Genomic DNA, 17,537 nt, shown 5'->3' with positions numbered 1-17,537 from the left:
GCGTGAAGCGGGACAGCCTGACCTGTTCGCGAACGAGCGCGCGGAAAGACATCCGGCGGTGGCGGACGCCACCGCCGGATGTTTCACGTGAAACGGCCACCCCCGTACGGGAGGTCATGGCCCGCCGGAACGCGGACCGGCCCCCGCCGGGTGCGACAGGACCGTCAGGCCCAGGTGATGAGGCGCTTCGGCTGCTCCAGGATCGCGGCGACATCCGCCAGGAACTTGGAGCCGAGCTCGCCGTCGACCAGCCGGTGATCGAAGGAGAGTGCCAGCGTGGTGACCTGACGCGGCTTCACCTTGCCCTTGTGGACCCACGGCTGGAGCTTGATCGCACCGACCGCCAGGATCGCGGACTCGCCCGGGTTGAGGATGGGCGTGCCGGTGTCGACGCCGAAGACGCCGACGTTGGTGATCGTGAAGGTGCCGCCCTGCATCGCCGCCGGGGTGGTCTTCCCCTCGCGGGCCGTGGCGACCAGCTCGCTCAGCGACCGCGAGAGCTCGGGCAGGGTCTGCGCGTGCGCGTCCTTGATGTTCGGCACGATCAGCCCGCGCGGGGTGGCCGCGGCGATGCCCAGGTTCACGTAGTGCTTGAGGACGATCTCCTGCGCCGCCTCGTCCCAGGCCGCGTTGATCTCCGGGTTGCGCTTGATCGCGACCAGGACGGCCTTGGCGATGAGCAGGAGCGGATTGACCCGCAGCCCCGCCATGTCCTTGTCGGTCTTGAGCTCCTCGACCAGCTTCATCGTGCGGGTGATGTCGAAGGTCACGAACTCGGTGACATGGGGGGCGGTGAAGGCCGAGCCGACCATCGCCGCCGCCGTGGCCTTGCGCACGCCCTTGATCGGGACGCGGGTCTCCCGCGCGTCCGCCGCCGGCGCGGGGGCCGGGGTCTGGGCCTGGGCGGCCGGCGCGGGGGCCGGAGCCTCCACGACGGGCGCGGGCGCGGGCGTGGCCGCCTTGTGCACGTCCTCGCGGGTGATGACCCCGTCCGGACCGGTCGGGACGACCCTCGCCAGGTCCACGCCGAGGTCCTTGGCGAGCTTGCGCACCGGCGGCTTCGCCAGCGGACGGGCGGCGGTGGCGGTGGCCGTACCACCGTGCCCGTTGAGCTCGCCCTGGATGGCGGCGGAGGCCTGGCCGGGCACCACGGCGCCCTTGCGCGCCCGCCGCTTGGTGGAGGACGCGGCCACGCCGTACCCGACGAGGACCGGCTGACGGCCCTCGGCCGCCTGCTCGGCCTCGGCGGCCGGAGCGGCCTCGGCGGCCGGAGCGGACGCGGCGGCCGGAGCGGACGCGGCGGGAACGGCGGCGGCCGGAGCCGGCGCCTCGGCCGGGGCGGACGCGGCGGCGGGGGCCGCCGGGGCGGCGCCGCCGCCCACGTTCACCGAGATGATGACCTCGCCGACGTCGACCGTCGTGCCCTCGGGAAAGCGCAGCTCGTGGACGGTGCCGTCGAACGGGATCGGCAGCTCCACGGCCGCCTTGGCCGTCTCGACCTCGCACACGACCTGCCCGTCGGTGACGGTGTCACCCGGCTGGACGTACCACTTGAGGATCTCGGCCTCGGTCAGGCCCTCGCCCACGTCGGGCATCTTGAATTCGCGGATCGTCACGGTGCTCTCCTCAGAACGCCAGCGAGCGGTCGACGGCGTCGAGCACGCGGTCCAGGCCCGGCAGGTACTCCTCCTCCAGGCGCGCCGGCGGATACGGCGCGTGGTAGCCGCCGACCCGCAGGACGGGGGCCTCCAGGTGGTAGAAGCAGCGCTCGGTGATGCGGGCGGCGATCTCCGCGCCGGAGCCGAAGAAGACCGGTGCCTCGTGGACGACGACCAGGCGGCCGGTCTTCTCCACGGATGCCTGGATGGTGTCGAAGTCGAGCGGGGAGATCGAGCGCAGGTCCAGGACCTCGATCGACCTGCCCTCCTCGGCGGCGGCCGCGGCCGCCTCCAGACAGGTCTTCACCATCGGGCCGTACGCGGCGAGCGTCAGGTCGGTGCCCTCACGGGCCACCCGTGCCTTGTGCAGCTCGCCGGGGATGGACTCGGTGTCGACCTCGCCCTTGTCCCAGTAGCGGCGCTTGGGCTCGAAGAAGATGACCGGGTCGTCGCTCTGGATCGCCTGCTGGAGCATCCAGTAGGCGTCGGAGGAGTTCGCCGGGGTGACCACCTTGAGGCCCGCGACGTGCGCGAACAGCGACTCGGGGGACTCCGAGTGGTGCTCGACGGCGCCGATGCCGCCGCCGTACGGGATGCGGATGACGACCGGCATCTTCACGGTGCCGAGCGAACGGGCCCGCATCTTCGCCAGCTGGGTGACGATCTGGTCGTACGCCGGGAAGACGAACCCGTCGAACTGGATCTCCACGACCGGCCGGTAACCGCGCAGCGCGAGACCGATAGCGGTGCCGACGATGCCGGACTCGGCGAGCGGGGTGTCGACCACCCGGTCCTCGCCGAAGTCCTTCTGCAGACCGTCGGTGATCCGGAAGACACCGCCCAGCTTGCCGACGTCCAGGCCCATGACGACGACCTTCGGGTCGGTCTCCAGGGCCTTGCGCAGCGACTCGTTGAGCGCCTTCGCGAGGGGAAGCTTCTGGACAGCCATGATTACTCGCCCTCTCCGCCCTCGAAGGACGCCTGGTAGGCGGCGAACTCCGCGCGCTCCTCGTCGACGAGCGCGTGCCCGTCCGCGTACGTGTGGTCGAACATCGCCATGTGGTCGGGAACGGGCATGGCACGGACGACCTCGCGGACGTGCTTGCCGAGCGCCTCGCTCTCCTCCTCCAGGGCCTCGAAGAAGGCGGCGTCGGCGTGGCCCGCGTTCTCCAGGTACACCTTGAGGCGCTGGATCGGGTCCTTCGCCTCCCACGCCTCGCGCTCCGCGTCGCGGCGGTAGCGGGTCGGGTCGTCGGAGGTGGTGTGGGCGGCCATGCGGTAGGTGAACGCCTCGATGAGCGTGGGGCCCTCGCCGCGCCGGGCGCGCTCCAGGGCGTCGCGCGTCACGGCCAGGCAGGCCAGGACGTCGTTGCCGTCGACCCGCACGCCGGGGAAACCGAAGCCGCGGGCGCGCTGGTAGAGCGGGACGCGGGTCTGCTTCTCGATGGGCTCGGAGATGGCCCACTGGTTGTTCTGGCAGAAGAACACGACGGGGGCGTTGTAGACCGCGGAGAAGACGAACGACTCGTTGACGTCGCCCTGGCTGGAGGCGCCGTCGCCGAAGTAGGCGAGCACCGCGGAGTCGGCCCCGTCCTTGGCGATGCCCATGGCGTAGCCGGTGGCGTGCAGCGTCTGCGAGCCGAGGACGATCGTGTAGAGGTGGAAGTTGTTGCTGCTGGGGTCCCAGCCGCCGTTGTTCACCCCGCGGAACATGCCGAGCAGGTTGGTCGGGTCGACCCCGCGGCACCAGGCGACACCGTGCTCCCGGTAGGTCGGGAAGACGTAGTCGTCGTCGCGCAGGGCCCGGCCGGAACCGATCTGGGCGGCCTCCTGGCCGAGCAGCGAGGCCCACAGGCCCAGCTCGCCCTGCCGCTGGAGGGACGTGGCCTCGGCGTCGAAACGGCGGGTGAGGACCATGTCGCGGTAGAGCCCGCGCAGCTCCTCGGCGCTCAGGTCGATGTCGTAGTCGGGGTGCTGGACGCGCTCTCCCTCGGGCGTCAGCAGCTGGACGAGCTCGGGCTCCGTGGCGCCGGCCCCGGCCGCGCGCGGGCTCGTCTTCTTGGTGGTGCTCGTGCTCGCGCTTGCGGTGCGCTTGGTGCCGCTGCTGCGTCGCGTCGTCTTGCGCGCGGCAGTGCTCTCCACGGTCACGTGCGTGCTCCTCCGTCGGTCCGGCCCCCGGGTTCGCCGGTGAGGCCTGGGGTCCCCCCTACTGCGAGTAAGGGGAGGCTCCGCCCTATCCGTACCCTTCGCACGGGGTGGGTGCGACGCGGCCGGAGTCGGGCGTGACAGGTGCCCCGGCGAGCGCCGTCATAGGCACGTTACCCATAGTGCGGCATTCCTGCGTAACCCCGCTTGACCTGCGATTTTGCTTGGATTTCCAAGTAAATCGAAAAAAGGGGACACGCCGCTGGTCAGCGCATGGACAACGACCCGACGCCGTCGTCGGAACATGCGGCACGTTATCCCGCGGACCCCGGGCGCGGGAAGAGTCAATATGTGAGACTGTCCGCGTGCGCGAAGAAGGAAAAATCCGGGTATTTCTGCTGGATGACCACGAAGTCGTCCGGCGCGGCGTCCACGAGCTGCTCTCCGTGGAGGACGGCATCGAGGTGGTCGGAGAGGCCGGTACGGCGGCGGACGCCCTGGTCAGGATCCCGGCGACCCGCCCGGACGTGGCCGTGCTCGACGTCCGGCTCCCCGACGGCAGCGGTGTGGAGGTCTGCCGGGAGGTCCGCTCCCAGGACGAGTCGATCAAATGCCTGATGCTGACCTCCTACGCGGACGACGAGGCCCTCTTCGACGCGATCATGGCCGGGGCCTCGGGTTATGTCCTCAAGGCGATCCGCGGCAACGAACTGCTCAACGCGGTACGGGACGTGGCGGCGGGCAGGTCCCTGCTCGACCCGGTGGCCACCGCCCGGGTCCTGGAGCGGCTGCGCGACGGCAACGGCCCCAAGGGGGACGACCGGCTCGCCCACCTCACCGAGCAGGAGCGCAGGATCCTGGACCTGATCGGCGAGGGCCTGACCAACCGGGCCATCGGCGAGCGGCTCCACCTGGCGGAGAAGACCATCAAGAACTACGTCTCCAGCCTGCTGTCCAAGCTGGGCATGGAGCGCCGCTCGCAGGCCGCGGCGTACGTGGCGCGGCTGCAGGCCGAACGCCACTGACGGCCGAACCGGCAGGCCGGGATTCGGCAGGTCGGGGCCGGGCGGCCGGAACGCAACGGGTCCCGGGGCGGCGGCCCGGCCGCGCGAAGCAAGGTCGGAATCATTCATTTCGCCCCCCGGGTCCGGAAAACGGCCCGTCCCGCGCCATCCGGGGTACGGAATTCGGGACCTACGTCCCCGTCGGCGGGGGGCGCCCGTCCCTTCCGGCGCGGTACGCGGTCGCGCAGAGTGAGGGCCATGTCCTCCGAGGAGAGCCGCGCCCTCGAACTGCTCGGCCGGGTGCCGTACGGCCGCCTGGCGACCAGCATGCGCGCCCTGCCGTTCGTCGCCCCCGCCCGGCACGTGGTGACCGGCCGGTGCGTCCTGGTCCGGCTCCACCAGGGCTTCGGCTACCACCGGGCCTGCCACGGCGGCGTCGTGGCGTACGAGGCGGACAACCTCGCCACCGGCCTCACCTCCCCGTGGTCCGTCCAGTTCACCGGCACGGCGGAGGCCGTCGAGCCGGTGGAGGACGAGCGCGCCGCCCTCGGGCCCGAACCCGTCCGGGTGGACGGGGAGCCCTTCGTCCCGGTCTTCCTGCGGATCACCCCGCAGTTCGTGTCGGTCCACGTCCTCGAGTACGCGGCCGGGGGCTCCACAGGGCCGGCCGCTCCCGCCGATTTCACAGAGCGACACTCCCGACACGCTGCGTGATCTACCATATGTGGAGTGCCGCGCTCATCTGCAACACTCGCTCCTCCGGTCGGCGCCGTGCTGCGCCGTTACCCGCAGGCCGGTGAACCGCTCTCCTGCGAACCCGTCACCGAGGGACTGCTCAACCGCGGCTACCGCCTCTCCACCACCCGCGGCTCCTACTTCCTCAAGCAGCACCTCGACGCCCCCACCGCCGACCGGGCCACCATCCTCCGCCAGCACCGGGCCATCCAGCGCCTGCACGGCCTCGGCCTGCCCGTCGCCCCGCCCCTCGCCGACCGGAGGGGCCGCACCGTCGCCGTCGTCGGCGGCCACTGCTACGCCCTCCACCCGTGGGTCGAGGGCCGCCACCGCGACGGCGCCCAGCTCTCCCCCGGCGGCTCCCGTCGCCTCGGCACCCTCCTCGGCCACGTCCACACCTGCCTGGACCGGGTCATGGACAGCCCCCGGCCGGGTGCCGCGCACGAGAGCGCCCGCCCCGAGGACACCTTCCGCGTCATCGACGAGCTGATCCGCCTCGTCCGCGCCCACCGCCCCCACGACAGCTTCGACGTGCTGGCCGAACACCGCCTGCGGGAACGGCGCCGCCTCCTCGCCCAGCACGCCCACCACCGGCCGCCGCCCGCCCCCGCCTCGGGCTGGGTGCACGGCGACTTCCACCCGCTCAACCTGCTGTACCGGGGCGCGGAGCCGGCCGCCATCGTCGACTGGGACCGCCTCGGCGTCCGCCCGCGCGCCGAGGAGGCCGTCCGGGCCGCCGCGATCTTCTTCGTACGGCCCGGGGGAGAGCTGGCCCTGGAGAAGGTCCGGGCCTACGCGCGCGCGTACCGGCGGGCGACGGGGGCGGACGGCGCCGAGCTGGCCGCGGCGGCCCACCGGGTGTGGTGGGAGCGGCTCAACGACTTCTGGACCCTGCGCTGGCGCTACCAGCTGCACGACCGCAGGGCCGACCCGCAGTTTCCCGCGGTGTCGGCCCTGGCGGTCTGGTGGACCCGGGAGTACGACGCCGTACGTGACGCCTTCGCCGCCTGAGCGGATACGGTCCCGGGGCCGGGTCAGCCGGTGGAATCCCCGCCCGTGGGCGGGGTGCCCGTCCCCGGGTCGCCACCGCCGCCGCTGGAGCCGTCGCCGGTGGTCGCCCCACCGGTCGGCTCCGTCGGCGCGCCGGTGTCGGTGGGCGGCGCGCTGGTGTCCGTCGGGGCACCCGTGTCGGTCGGGGTGGCCGTGTCGGTGGGCGCGCCCGTGTCCGTCGGCTCCGGTTCGCCGGTGTACGTCGGCGGCGCGGTGGTGTACGTCCGCGTCGGCGGGTTCCACGGCCGCTGCGTGCTGCCACCGGTCGACGTGCCCGGGTCCCACGTGGGCTCCTGGCTCGGCGTCTCGGCGGAGGTCGTCGGCGTCCGGGTCGGGGTCGACGGCGAGTCGGTGGCGGTCGGGGTCGGGGTGACCTTGCCGCCCTCCTTCTCGTTCTCGCCGGCCTTCTGCACCGCGAAGACGACACCCGCGACCACGGCGACCAGCGCGAGCGCCACGAACAGGATCACCTTGGCGCGCCGGCCGTTGCCCGCTCCGCCGCCCGGACCGCCGTAGGGCCCCTGCCCGTAACCGCCGGTCCCGCCCGTACCGCCGTCGTAACCGCCGTATCCGCCGTCCTCCGGGTTCACCGGCGGAAGGATGCGGCCCTGCGCGGTGTCCCCGTGCATCGGATGGCCCATGGCGGTCGTCGCGGCCATGCCGCCGACCGGGGTGTGCCCGCCCTCGTGGGCCTCCACGGGCCCGGTGTTCCACGTGCCGGTGTGGCCGCCCTGCTGCTGGAGCATCTGGAGGCCGTACTGGATCAGCCCGCGCATCTCCTCGGCGCTCTGGAACCGGTCGTCCGGGTCCTTCGCGAGGGAGCGCATGACCAGGCCGTCCAGCTCCGGCGGCGCGTCCTGCGTGACGTCGGACGGCGGGACCGGGGTGTCCTGGACGTGCTGGTACACCACCGACAGCGGCGTCTCGCCGGTGAAGGGAGGACGCAGTGCGAGCAGTTCGTAGAGCAGGCAGCCGGTCGCGTACAGGTCGGAGCGGTGGTCGACGGCCTTGCCGAGAGCCTGCTCGGGGGAGAGGTACTGCGGCGTGCCCATGACCATGCCGGTCTGCGTCATCGTCGACTGCGCCCCGTGCAGGGCACGGGCGATGCCGAAGTCCATGACCTTCACGGCGCCGGAGTGCGTGATGATCACGTTCGCCGGCTTGATGTCGCGGTGCACGATGCCGTGCTGGTGCGAGTACGCCAGGGCCTCCAGGACCCCGGAGACGATGATGAGCGCCTGCTCCGGTCCGGGCGCCTCGGCGCTGACCAGCAGGTCGCGGATGGTGCGGCCCTCGACCAGCTCCATGACGATGTACGGCACGGAACGGCCGCCGACGACGTCCTCGCCGGAGTCGTACACGGCCACGATCGCGTGGTGGTTGAGTCCCGCGACGGACTGTGCCTCGCGCGTGAAGCGCGCCTTGGAGACCGGGTCCTCGGCCAGGTCGGCGCGGAGCAGTTTCACCGCCACCGTGCGTCCCAGGCGTACGTCCTCGGCGGCGAACACCTCGGCCATGCCGCCGCGTCCCAGACGGTGCGTCAGGCGGTAGCGTCCGTCCCCGACGACCCCGCCGACGCCCCAGGACTCCGCCGACGCGTCCGACACACCGCCGCCGCCTGCTCCGGATTCGGGTGCCATCAGTCCTCGCCGTCGTCTGTCGTGCCGTGTCCAGTCGTCACGCTACAGGCTCCGTGCGACATCACGGTCCGGGATGGACCGGCCATCCCATCCTCTCCGTGTACACCTGTGCAAATTCGATGGGATTCCCATAACGCTTCCGAGACGCTTCTTGTGCGGAGGGTCACGGAACGGGCACCCGGCTTGACGTGTCGGGGCCCTCGGGCAGACTTGGCCAGGAAAATCCGGATCAACGCCGCCACGCGCGCGTAGGGGGAAGCACAGATGAGCCAGGACGGCGCACAGGGCCGCTATGCGGGCGGTTCGGTCGCGGGCGGCCGGTACCAGCTGCGCGACCTGCTCGGCGAGGGCGGCATGGCGTCGGTGTACCTGGCCTACGACACCGCGCTCGACCGCCAGGTCGCGATCAAGACGCTGCACACGGAGCTCGGCCGCGAGCAGTCCTTCCGCGAACGGTTCCGCCGTGAGGCGCAGGCCGTCGCGAAGCTGTCGCACACCAACATCGTCTCGGTCTTCGACACCGGCGAGGACACCCTCGACGGCGCCGTCATGCCGTACATCGTCATGGAGTACGTGGAGGGCCGGCCGCTCGGCTCGGTCCTCGCCTCCGACGTGGCGCAGTTCGGCGCGATGCCGGCCGACAAGGCGCTGAAGGTCACCGCCGACGTGCTCGCGGCCCTGGAGACCAGCCACGAGATGGGCCTGGTCCACCGCGACATCAAGCCCGGCAACGTGATGATGACCAAGCGCGGCGTCGTGAAGGTCATGGACTTCGGCATCGCGCGGGCCATGCAGTCCGGCGTCACCTCGATGACCCAGACCGGCATGGTCGTCGGCACCCCGCAGTACCTCTCCCCCGAGCAGGCCCTCGGGCGGGCCGTGGACGCCCGCTCCGACCTTTATTCGGTCGGCATCATGCTGTTCCAGCTGCTGACGGGCCGGCTGCCGTTCGACGCCGACTCGCCGCTGGCCATCGCCTACGCGCACGTGCAGGAGGAGCCGGTCGCGCCGTCCTCCGTGAACCGGTCGGTGACGCCGGCGATGGACGCGCTGGTCGCGCGGGCGCTGCGGAAGAACCCGAACGAGCGGTTCCCCAGCGCGGACGCGATGCGCCAGGAGTGCCTGCGGGTGCTCTCCGCCGGCCAGACCGCCGCCCCCGTCATCGTGCCGGGCGCCCCCGTGGGCAGCGGCTCGGGCGTCAGCTCGGCGGTCTTCCCGCCGGTCGGCCAGACCCCGCCGCCGGGCCCGCAGTCCTACCTGCCGCCGACGCCGCACCCGCAGCCCGGCCCCTACGGCCCGGCGACGCACGCGCCCGCCCCGGCGTACGGCTACCCGCAGCAGGCCCCGACGCCCGCGCCCGGCGGCTACCCGACCCCGGCCGCCGCGCCGGTCTACCAGACGCACGCGCCCGCTCCCGTCCGTGGCGGCGGCTCCCGCCGGAACACGCCCCTCCTGCTCGGCGCGATCATCGTCGCCCTGCTCGCCGTCGGCGGCCTGGTCATCGCCCTCAGCCAGAAGGACGACCCGGCCCCCGAGGCCGGCGCCGGCGGCACCACCAGCGGCAGCACGGCCGGCACGGACTCGGAGGGGAGCCCTTCGGCGAAGCCCGGGCACAAGGGCCCCGACCTGACCAAGACCATCGACGTGAAGAAGTGCACCCAGCCGACGGAGTCGAGCGACGACCCCAGCAAGTTCGAGGTGCCGAACTTCACCTACAAGAACATCCAGTCCGTGAAGGACTGCGTCCAGGCCGCCGGCTGGAAGATCATGACCCAGACCCCGGTCGACGAGTCCACCTACGGCGAGGGCACGGTCCTGGAGCAGTACCCGCCGGCGGGTGAGGACATCACCGCCGACGACGCCGAGTTCACCCTGAAGATCTCGACGGGCAACCCGCCGCAGTAGACCCCGGAGGGCGCCGGCTCCGGGGCCCCTTCCCGTACGTGGCCGCGAGCGCCGCGCGGGGCACGCGGGCGCACCGGCCCGGCGGCGCCCGACGAGTCGCCGGCGCCCGGCCCACGGCGCCGGAGGGTCCGGACCCCGGCGAGGTCGCAGCGACCGCCCCGAGCGATGGGCGGCCGCACCCCGTCAGCGTCCCTCGGCCCCCGGTATCCCCTCCCCGGCCGCGCCGCGGGCACCCCCGTACACCTCCCGCACCACCCCGGGTGCCGGAGATGTCCGGTCATGTGACGCTGAGTCGGACAGCTCGGCGGCTCGGTACGGGAGGGGGTCACCCGGTGACTCCAGCACTCCGCAGGGCACGGGCGCGGGTCCTGACACCCGTGCTCGCCTGCGCGTTCACCTGCGCGACGGTTCTTGGCGCGGCGGCGTCCGCCCCCGCGGGGGAGCCGCCCGTCCCCCGGGCGCCGACGGCGACGGCGGCCCCGGCGGGTCCTCCGGCCGCCACGGGAACGGTCCCCGCCACCCCGACCACCGGCGCCCCGGCGCCCCCCGCACCCTCCTCCACCGCGCCGACCACGCCCCCGGCGTCCACGCCGCCCGCCCGGCCCACCCGGCCCGCCACGCCCCCGCCGCCGGTCCTCCCCGGCCGGGGGCCCGACGCGGCCGAGCCCAGTGACGCGCCCACCCCCACCGGCTCCCCCTCGTTCGCGGGACGGCCCGCCGGGGAGGGGCGGGCGCGCCCGGGGCGGCCCGAGCCCACCGCACCGCCGGAGACCGCCGCGGACCCGTCGCCCGAGACCGTTCGTACCGAAACGGCAACAGCCGAGGAGGTCCCGGAGGAGCCGGAGGAGACGCCCGCCGCGGTACCGGAGAAGGACGCGGCCCGGCCGGAGGCGGCGCCCGCCAGCCGGCCCGCCGCCGTGCCCCGGATGGCGCCCGACAGCACCCTCCCCCTCGTTCACCAGCGGATTCCCGTCCTCACGCTGGGTGTGGGACTGGCCCTCATGGGCCTCGGCATCGGCTTTCTGGGACTGCGGATGCGCCGCCGCTGACCCCGCCGCCCCTGTCCGGGTCCCCCTTGAGACGGACCCGCCGCTTCCGTCTCAGGACGGTTGTTCCCGCGGACATACTCGGTATACATACTGAGTATGTCGATCCGCCACGGGCTCCTCGCCCTCCTCGAACGCGGCCCGCGCTACGGCTCTCAGCTCCGTACGGAGTTCGAGTCCCGCACCGGTGCCACGTGGCCCCTCAACGTCGGCCAGGTCTACACGACCCTGGGCCGCCTGGAGCGGGACGGCCTGGTCGTCCAGCAGGGGCAGGACGAGGCCGGGCACGTCCTGTACGCGATCACCGACGGCGGCCGGGCCGAGCTGAGGACCTGGTTCGAACGTCCGGTGGACCGCACCAGCCCGGCCCGTGACGAGCTGGCCATCAAGCTGGCCATGGCGGTCGGGGCGCCGGGTGTCGACATCCGCGAGGTCATCCAGTCCCAGCGCCGGCACACCGTGAAGGCGATGCAGGACTACACCCGGCTCAAGGCCCAGGCGCTCACCGCCGTCGAGGCGGGCGGCTCACGGGAACGGGACGACGTGGCCTGGCTCCTCGTCCTGGAGCAGCTGATCTTCCAGACCGAGGCCGAGGCGCGCTGGCTGGACCACTGCGAGGCGCGCCTGATCCGCCTCTCCACCCCGGCCCCCGGCACCGACCCGGCCCCGGCACGGACCAAGGTGCCGGAACCGGCGCCCCAGGGCCGCCGTATCTGACCGCTTCCACTCCCGCCGGGGCAAGCAGGCCCCGCACCCCGCCGTCCCGCGCCACGGCACGCAGCCGCGACGCCCGCCGCGTCGACGCCCCGCGCGCCCACGCCGCCCGGCGGGGGACCGGCCCGGAACCGGCCCGACCTGCCCGCGCCCCGGCCGGCCGCCCCGCCCCGTACACCACCGCACCGTTCATCGCTCGCTCCGTACCGGCCCACCGCCGCGTACGACCAAGGGGGACCCCTCCATGTCCACACAGCAGCCCGTGCTGCAACTCCAGAACCTCGTCCGGGTGCACGGCTCGGGCGCCACCGAGGTGCACGCCCTGCGCGGCATCGACCTCGCCGTCCACCCGGGCGAGCTGGTCGCCGTGATGGGACCCTCCGGGTCCGGCAAGTCGACGCTGCTCACCATCGCCGGCGGCCTCGACATGCCGACCTCGGGCCGGGTGATCGTCGAGAACACCGACATCACCACCGCCGGCCTCAAGGAGCTCGCGGCCCTGCGCCGCCGCAGCATCGGCTACGTCTTCCAGGACTACAACCTCATCCCGGCCCTCACGGCCGCCGAGAACGTCGCCCTCCCCCGCGAGCTCGACGGTGTCTCCGCCCGCAAGGCCCGCGTCGAGGCGCTCGCCGCCCTGGAGGAGATGTCCCTCGGCCATCTCGCCGACCGCTTCCCCGACGAGATGTCCGGCGGCCAGCAGCAGCGGGTGGCCATCGCCCGCGCCCTCGTCGGTGACCGCCGACTGGTCCTCGCCGACGAGCCCACCGGCGCGCTCGACTCCGAGACCGGCGAGTCCGTCCTCGCCCTGCTCCGCTCCCGCTGCGACGCGGGAGCCGCCGGCGTCCTCGTCACCCATGAGCCCCGGTTCGCCGCCTGGGCCGACCGGGTCGTGTTCCTGCGCGACGGGGCCATCGTGGACCAGACCGTCCGCAGCGAGGCCGACTCGCTGCTCACGGGCCAGGGCCAGGGCCCGTCCTGGGGACAGGTGGCCGAGCGGTGAAGACCTGGTTCCACTCCTGGCGGGCCGCGATACGCATCGCCCGCCGCGACGCCTGGCGCGCCAAGGGCCGCAGCGCCCTCGTCCTCGCGATGATCGCCCTGCCCATCCTCGGCGTCAGCGCCTTCGACCTGACCTACCGCAGCTCCGAGCTGTCCCCGGCCGAGCAGATGGACCGGAGCATCGGTGCCGCGGACGCCCGCTTCCTCGACGCCAGGATGGGTGGTGTTCCGCTTCTCCAGACCCCCGAAGGGGACAACTACGCCCCGGCGAAGGACACCGGGGACGGCGCGTGGCCGACGGGTCCCACCGACCTCGACCGGGCCGTCCCCCGGGGCGCCTCGGTGCTCACCGACTCCACGGGCTCGGCCAGGCTGACCACGCGTCACGGGCTGCTCCAGGCCGAGGTGCGCGAGCTCCAGGCCGGTGATCCGGTCGCCCGGGGCATCATGACCCTCCTCGACGGCCGTCACCCCGGGAAGCCCGACGAGGTCATGGCGACCTCGCACTTCCTGAAGACGAGTGGTCTGACGGTCGGCTCGACCGTTTCCGCCCGCAATTTCGACCGTCCGTATCGGATCGTCGGCTCCTACGAACTTCCCGACGAGCTCGAGAGCCTCCAGATCAACGCGCTGCCCGGAGCGTTCCTCGCTCCGTACGCGAAGGCCGTCGAGAAGTCCGGCCTCCCCGCGCCCGAGTCCTCCACCTCGTATCTGGTGCGCCACCGTGGTGGTTTCACGTGGAACACGGTCCAGCAGATCAACGCCATGGGCGTCGTGGTCATGTCGCGCGCCGTGGTCCTGGACCCGCCCGCCGACTCCGAGGTGCCGCTCTACAAGAAGGAGGGCTGGGGCAACTACGGGACCAGTGCCGCGGCCAACGCCGCCGAGCTCGCCGCCGCCGGTACCGTCGTGGGCCTGGCGATGCTGGAGATCGGTCTGCTCGCCGGTCCCGCCTTCGCGGTCGGCGCCCGCCGCTCCCGCCGTCAGCTCGGCCTGGTCGGCGCCAACGGCGGTGCCCGCAGCCACATCCGGGCCATCGTCCTCAGCGGCGGACTCGTCATCGGTGTCGCCGCCGCCCTGGTCGGCACGGTCCTCGCCCTGATCCTGACCCTCGCTCTGGAGCCGTATCTCGAGGAGCTGATGGGCCAGCGGTTCGGCGCCTTCGACATCCGGCCGCTCGAACTCCTCGGCATCGCCCTGATCGCCGTCCTGACCGGTCTGCTCGCCGCCGTCGTCCCGGCCGTCACCGCCTCGCGCCAGACCGTCCTGGCCTCGCTCACCGGCCGCCGCGGTGTCCGCCGGAGCAGCAGGGTCCTGCCGCTCGTCGGTCTCGGCGCGCTGCTCCTCGGCGGAACGATCGCCCTCTACGGCTCCGTGATGAGCGACGAGTTCATGATCGTGGCCGGCGGCTCCGCCATCGCCGAGCTGGGTGTGGTCGCCATGACCCCGGCCCTCGTCGGCCTCTTCGGCCGGCTCGGCCGCTGGCTGCCGCTCGCCCCCCGCCTCGCCCTGCGCGACGCGGTACGCAACCGGGGACGTACGGCCCCGGCCGTCGCCGCCGTCCTCGCCGCCGTCGCGGGCACGGTCGCCGTCTCCACCTACGGCGCGAGCCGGGACGCCCAGTCCCGGGCCGAGTACGAGGCCATGCTGCCGCACGGTGCCGTCTCCGCCGTCGTCCTGGAGGAGGGCGGCCGGGACGTCCCGGCGGTCCGCGAGGCCGTCGAGCGGAACCTGCCCGTCGATGTGCGGGCCGACGTCGAGCGCGTCCAGGTCGGCAAGCTCGGCTGCCCGCCGTGGGGCGGCGGACCGGGCTGCGGCCGCTACGAACTGGTCGTCCCCAAGGCCAACGAGTGCCCGCTGTACGTGAGGGTCCCCGGCGGCGGCGACGCCTCGGAGAAGTACGCGCCCGAGCAGCGCCGCAAGCTCCTCACCGAGGACTGGCGGTGCGAGCAGAACGGCAACGGCGGGAACATGCACGTCGAAGGCGGTCTGCTGGTGGGTGACGCCAAGCTGCTCAAGGTCCTCGGCATCGACGACGCCGGCGCCGAGAAGGCTCTCGCCGAGGGGAAGATCGTCACCTTCCACCGGCCGCTGATCGACAGGAACGGCACCCTCGGCATCAAGCGCGTCACCGACACGGTCGCCGCCGACAAGGCCATGGAGAAGGGCCTTCCCGCCCCCGGCGAGGTCAGCCCGATACCGGCCTACCTGGTGCGGGGCGAGCCGACGTCGTACGGCCTCCAGGCGCTGATGACCCCCGCCACCGCCAAGGCCGCCGGACTCACCACGGTCCCGTACGGCTCCTACTTCAGCACCGACCGGATGCCCGACGAGGAGCAGCGCCAGAAGCTGGACGCCGAACTCGCCAAGCTCGGCGGCTCCGCCGAGGTCCACGTGGAGACCGGTTTCACCGACGAGTCCAGCATCGTCCTGCTCTCGCTGGCCGTCTTCGCCGGTCTGGTCACCATCGGCGCGGCCGCCATCGCCACCGGCCTCGCCCAGGCGGACGCCGAGGCGGACCTGAAGACCCTCGCGGCTGTCGGCGCCCCGCCCCGCGTGCGCCGTACGCTCAGCGGTTTCCAGTGCGGAGTGGTCGCCACCATGGGTGTCGTCCTCGGCTCGGCAGCCGGCGTCCTGCCCGCGATGGGGCTGCGGCTCACCGAGGAGCGCCAGGAGATCCGCTTCCACGAGGAGGCTCTCGCCGAGGGCTGGAGCCTCGACGTCACCCCGCCGTACGTGCCGATCGTCATCCCCTGGGAGACGCTGGCCGTCCTCCTGGTCGCCGTTCCGCTCGGGGCAGCCCTCCTGGCGGCCCTGGTGACCCGCTCGCGGGGGGCCGTGGCGCGGCGCGCCGTGACCTGACGTTCTTCGTTGCCGTCCTGTGCCCCGGGAGGAGGGTGGATCACTCTCCTCCCGGGGCACACCGTCCGGAGAGGCATGTGTGCGAGAGAATGGCGGCATGGATATGCCGAGGAATGACAGGTCGCAGGAGAGCCCCCAGGTCCTCGTCGTGGGACAGGACGGAATGGCGCTCGGTGGCCGCCAGGGTGACGACGAATCCCGCGAGGTCCCGGTGACGGAAATGGTCGAGCAGCCTGCGAAGGTCATGCGCATCGGCAGCATGATCAAGCAGCTTCTGGAGGAAGTGCGGGCGGCCCCTCTGGACGAGGCGAGCCGCGTACGGCTGAAGGAGATCCACGCCAGTTCCGTGAAGGAGCTGGAGGACGGTCTGGCACCCGAACTGGTGGAGGAACTGGAGCGGCTGTCGCTCCCGTTCACCGACGAGACGGTGCCGTCCGAGGCGGAACTGCGGATCGCGCAGGCGCAGTTGGTGGGCTGGCTGGAGGGTCTGTTCCACGGGATCCAGACGGCGCTGTTCGCCCAGCAGATGGCGGCACGTGCCCAACTGGAGCAGATGCGCCGGGCGCTGCCCCCGGGCGCCTCGCACGACGAGGACGACGACCACGGCCGCGGTCACGCGGCCCGCTCGGGACCGTACCTCTAGGAGCCGTACCTCCGGAATGCCGCACCCCCAAGGTGCGTACCTCCCGGAGTCGTACGGCCGTCGGGAGGAACGGGCCCGGCGTCACCACGGGTGATGCCGGGCCCGTTCCGGTGTCCGGGCTCAGTTCCCGGGCGTGAGCAGCAGGACCTTGCCGACCGGGGAGCCGGTCTCCAGGGCCCGGTGCGCCTCGGCCGCCTCGGGCATCGGCACCGTGCGGTCGACCACGGGCCGGACCGTTCCGGCGCCGATCAGCGGCCAGACGTGCTCGCGGACGGCGGCGACGATCGCGGCCTTCTCCTGCAGGGGCCGCGAGCGCAGGGTGGTGCCCATGACGGCGGCGCGCTTGGCCAGCAGCGCCCCCAGGTTCAACTCGGCCTTCACGCCGCCCTGGAGACCGATGATCACGAGGCGGCCGTTGACCGCCAGCGCCTTCACGTTCCGCTCCAGGTACTTGGCGCCCATGATGTCGAGGACGACATCGGCGCCCGCCCCGTCGGTCGCCTTGCGCACCTCGTCGACGAAGTCCTGCTCGCGGTAGTCGATGAGGACGTCCGCGCCCAGTTCGGCGCACCGGGCCAGCTTCTCGGGGCTTCCGGCCGTCACCGCGACACGGGCGCCGACCGCCTTGGCGAGCTGGATCGCCATCGTGCCGACTCCGCTGGCGCCACCGTGCACGAGCAGGGTCTCGCCCGGCCGCAGGTGGGCGATCATGAAGACGTTGGACCAGACCGTGCAGGTCACCTCGGGGAGCGCGGCGGCCGTGGCGAGGTCGACCCCCTCCGGCACCGGCAGGAGCTGGCCGACGGGCACGACCACCCGTTCGGCGTAACCCCCGCCGGTGAGCAACGCGCAGACCTCGTCACCGACCGACCAGCCGGACACACCGGGGCCGAGTGCGGCGATCCTGCCCGAGCATTCCAGGCCGGGGTACGGGGAGCTGCCGGGCGGCGGGTCGTAGAAGCCCTGGCGCTGGAGCAGATCGGCGCGGTTGACGGCGCCGGCCACCACCTCGACGAGGACCTCGCCCTCGCCGGGCACGGGATCGGGTACCTCCGCCCAGACGAGGGCCTCGGGACCACCGGGTTCCGGAATCGTGATCGCATGCATGCCGGCGAGGCTACTCCCGCGCCCCA

At 72.9% G+C, this 17,537-nt stretch carries 14 protein-coding genes; 9 read left to right on the top strand and 5 right to left on the bottom strand.

The window, feature by feature from the left end:
- Window positions 1-164 precede the first annotated feature (164 nt).
- The 3 genes from RIF68_RS02410 to pdhA are packed head-to-tail and all read right to left on the bottom strand — an operon-like array spanning window position 165 to window position 3,806.
- Window positions 165-1,595: a dihydrolipoamide acetyltransferase family protein gene (locus tag RIF68_RS02410; protein WP_309049404.1), complete on the bottom strand. Its 1,431-nt coding sequence runs from the start codon at window positions 1,593-1,595 to the stop codon at window positions 165-167.
- 31 nt (window positions 1,596-1,626) lie between these two features.
- A complete protein-coding gene (locus tag RIF68_RS02405) occupies window positions 1,627-2,607 on the bottom strand; it encodes an alpha-ketoacid dehydrogenase subunit beta (protein WP_309049400.1) in 981 nt (326 codons plus the stop codon).
- A 2-nt stretch (window positions 2,608-2,609) separates the two neighbouring features.
- The gene (pdhA, locus tag RIF68_RS02400) at window positions 2,610-3,806 is read right to left on the bottom strand and encodes a pyruvate dehydrogenase (acetyl-transferring) E1 component subunit alpha (RefSeq protein ID WP_309049399.1); all 1,197 of its coding nucleotides are present in this window, start codon (window positions 3,804-3,806) and stop codon (window positions 2,610-2,612) included.
- Between the two features lie 362 nt (window positions 3,807-4,168).
- Here pdhA and RIF68_RS02395 point away from each other — a divergent pair, with 362 nt between their 5' ends.
- The 3 genes from RIF68_RS02395 (at window position 4,169) to RIF68_RS02385 (ending at window position 6,553) form a co-directional block, all read left to right on the top strand.
- Window positions 4,169-4,828: a response regulator transcription factor gene (locus RIF68_RS02395; RefSeq protein ID WP_309049398.1), complete on the top strand. Its 660-nt coding sequence runs from the start codon at window positions 4,169-4,171 to the stop codon at window positions 4,826-4,828.
- A gap of 237 nt (window positions 4,829-5,065) precedes the next feature.
- Window positions 5,066-5,521, top strand: coding sequence for a pyridoxamine 5'-phosphate oxidase family protein (locus RIF68_RS02390; protein ID WP_309049397.1), 456 nt, complete (start codon window positions 5,066-5,068; stop codon window positions 5,519-5,521).
- Window positions 5,522-5,536: 15 nt separating this feature from the next.
- Window positions 5,537-6,553 carry a phosphotransferase gene (locus RIF68_RS02385; RefSeq protein ID WP_309049396.1) on the top strand — a complete coding sequence of 339 codons (1,017 nt, stop codon included), beginning with the start codon at window positions 5,537-5,539 and terminating at the stop codon, window positions 6,551-6,553.
- A 23-nt stretch (window positions 6,554-6,576) separates the two neighbouring features.
- Here the strand turns inward: RIF68_RS02385 and RIF68_RS02380 are convergent, their stop codons facing one another.
- Window positions 6,577-8,232, bottom strand: coding sequence for a protein kinase (locus RIF68_RS02380; protein WP_309049395.1), 1,656 nt, complete (start codon window positions 8,230-8,232; stop codon window positions 6,577-6,579).
- Between the two features lie 264 nt (window positions 8,233-8,496).
- On the opposite strand from RIF68_RS02380, the gene RIF68_RS02375 reads away from it, so the two are divergent.
- The 6 genes from RIF68_RS02375 to RIF68_RS02350 all read left to right on the top strand — a co-directional run bounded on the left by RIF68_RS02375 (window position 8,497) and on the right by RIF68_RS02350 (window position 16,404).
- Window positions 8,497-10,137 carry a protein kinase gene (locus tag RIF68_RS02375; RefSeq protein WP_309049394.1) on the top strand — a complete coding sequence of 547 codons (1,641 nt, stop codon included), beginning with the start codon at window positions 8,497-8,499 and terminating at the stop codon, window positions 10,135-10,137.
- A gap of 332 nt (window positions 10,138-10,469) precedes the next feature.
- On the top strand, window positions 10,470-11,186 hold the full coding sequence (locus RIF68_RS02370) for a hypothetical protein (RefSeq protein WP_309049393.1): 717 nt from the start codon (window positions 10,470-10,472) through the stop codon (window positions 11,184-11,186).
- Window positions 11,187-11,282: 96 nt separating this feature from the next.
- Complete coding sequence (locus RIF68_RS02365) at window positions 11,283-11,900, top strand: PadR family transcriptional regulator (protein ID WP_309049392.1); 618 nt, start codon at window positions 11,283-11,285, stop codon at window positions 11,898-11,900.
- 241 nt (window positions 11,901-12,141) lie between these two features.
- On the top strand, window positions 12,142-12,900 hold the full coding sequence (locus tag RIF68_RS02360; protein ID WP_309049391.1) for an ABC transporter ATP-binding protein: 759 nt from the start codon (window positions 12,142-12,144) through the stop codon (window positions 12,898-12,900).
- On the top strand, window positions 12,897-15,761 hold the full coding sequence (locus RIF68_RS02355) for an ABC transporter permease (protein ID WP_309049390.1): 2,865 nt from the start codon (window positions 12,897-12,899) through the stop codon (window positions 15,759-15,761). The genes RIF68_RS02360 and RIF68_RS02355 overlap by 4 nt, the downstream gene beginning before the upstream one ends.
- Window positions 15,762-15,858: 97 nt before the next feature.
- Complete coding sequence (locus tag RIF68_RS02350; protein ID WP_309049389.1) at window positions 15,859-16,404, top strand: bacterial proteasome activator family protein; 546 nt, start codon at window positions 15,859-15,861, stop codon at window positions 16,402-16,404.
- Between the two features lie 120 nt (window positions 16,405-16,524).
- On the opposite strand, the gene RIF68_RS02345 is transcribed toward RIF68_RS02350, so the two are convergent.
- Entirely contained in the window at window positions 16,525-17,511 is a 987-nt protein-coding gene (locus RIF68_RS02345) for an NAD(P)H-quinone oxidoreductase (protein WP_309049388.1), read from the bottom strand.
- Window positions 17,512-17,537: the final 26 nt, after the last annotated feature.

The sequence above is a fragment of the Streptomyces sp. genome, assembly GCF_031178505.1.
GTDB lineage: Bacteria > Actinomycetota > Actinomycetes > Streptomycetales > Streptomycetaceae > Streptomyces > Streptomyces gulbargensis.
This window is presented reverse-complemented; position numbering and strand designations above follow the sequence as displayed.

Bases quoted from the DNA above. Each gene is read 5' to 3' on its own strand.
- RIF68_RS02410 (WP_309049404.1), bottom strand. From the start codon at position 1,595: ATGCCCGACGTGGGCGAGGGCCTGACCGAGGCCGAGATCCTCAAGTGG.
- RIF68_RS02405 (WP_309049400.1), bottom strand. From the start codon at position 2,607: ATGGCTGTCCAGAAGCTTCCCCTCGCGAAGGCGCTCAACGAGTCGCTG.
- RIF68_RS02390 (WP_309049397.1), top strand. From the start codon at position 5,066: ATGTCCTCCGAGGAGAGCCGCGCCCTCGAACTGCTCGGCCGGGTGCCG.
- RIF68_RS02380 (WP_309049395.1), bottom strand. From the start codon at position 8,232: ATGGCACCCGAATCCGGAGCAGGCGGCGGCGGTGTGTCGGACGCGTCG.
- RIF68_RS02375 (WP_309049394.1), top strand. From the start codon at position 8,497: ATGAGCCAGGACGGCGCACAGGGCCGCTATGCGGGCGGTTCGGTCGCG.
- RIF68_RS02365 (WP_309049392.1), top strand. From the start codon at position 11,283: ATGTCGATCCGCCACGGGCTCCTCGCCCTCCTCGAACGCGGCCCGCGC.
- RIF68_RS02360 (WP_309049391.1), top strand. From the start codon at position 12,142: ATGTCCACACAGCAGCCCGTGCTGCAACTCCAGAACCTCGTCCGGGTG.
- RIF68_RS02350 (WP_309049389.1), top strand. From the start codon at position 15,859: ATGGATATGCCGAGGAATGACAGGTCGCAGGAGAGCCCCCAGGTCCTC.
- RIF68_RS02345 (WP_309049388.1), bottom strand. From the start codon at position 17,511: ATGCATGCGATCACGATTCCGGAACCCGGTGGTCCCGAGGCCCTCGTC.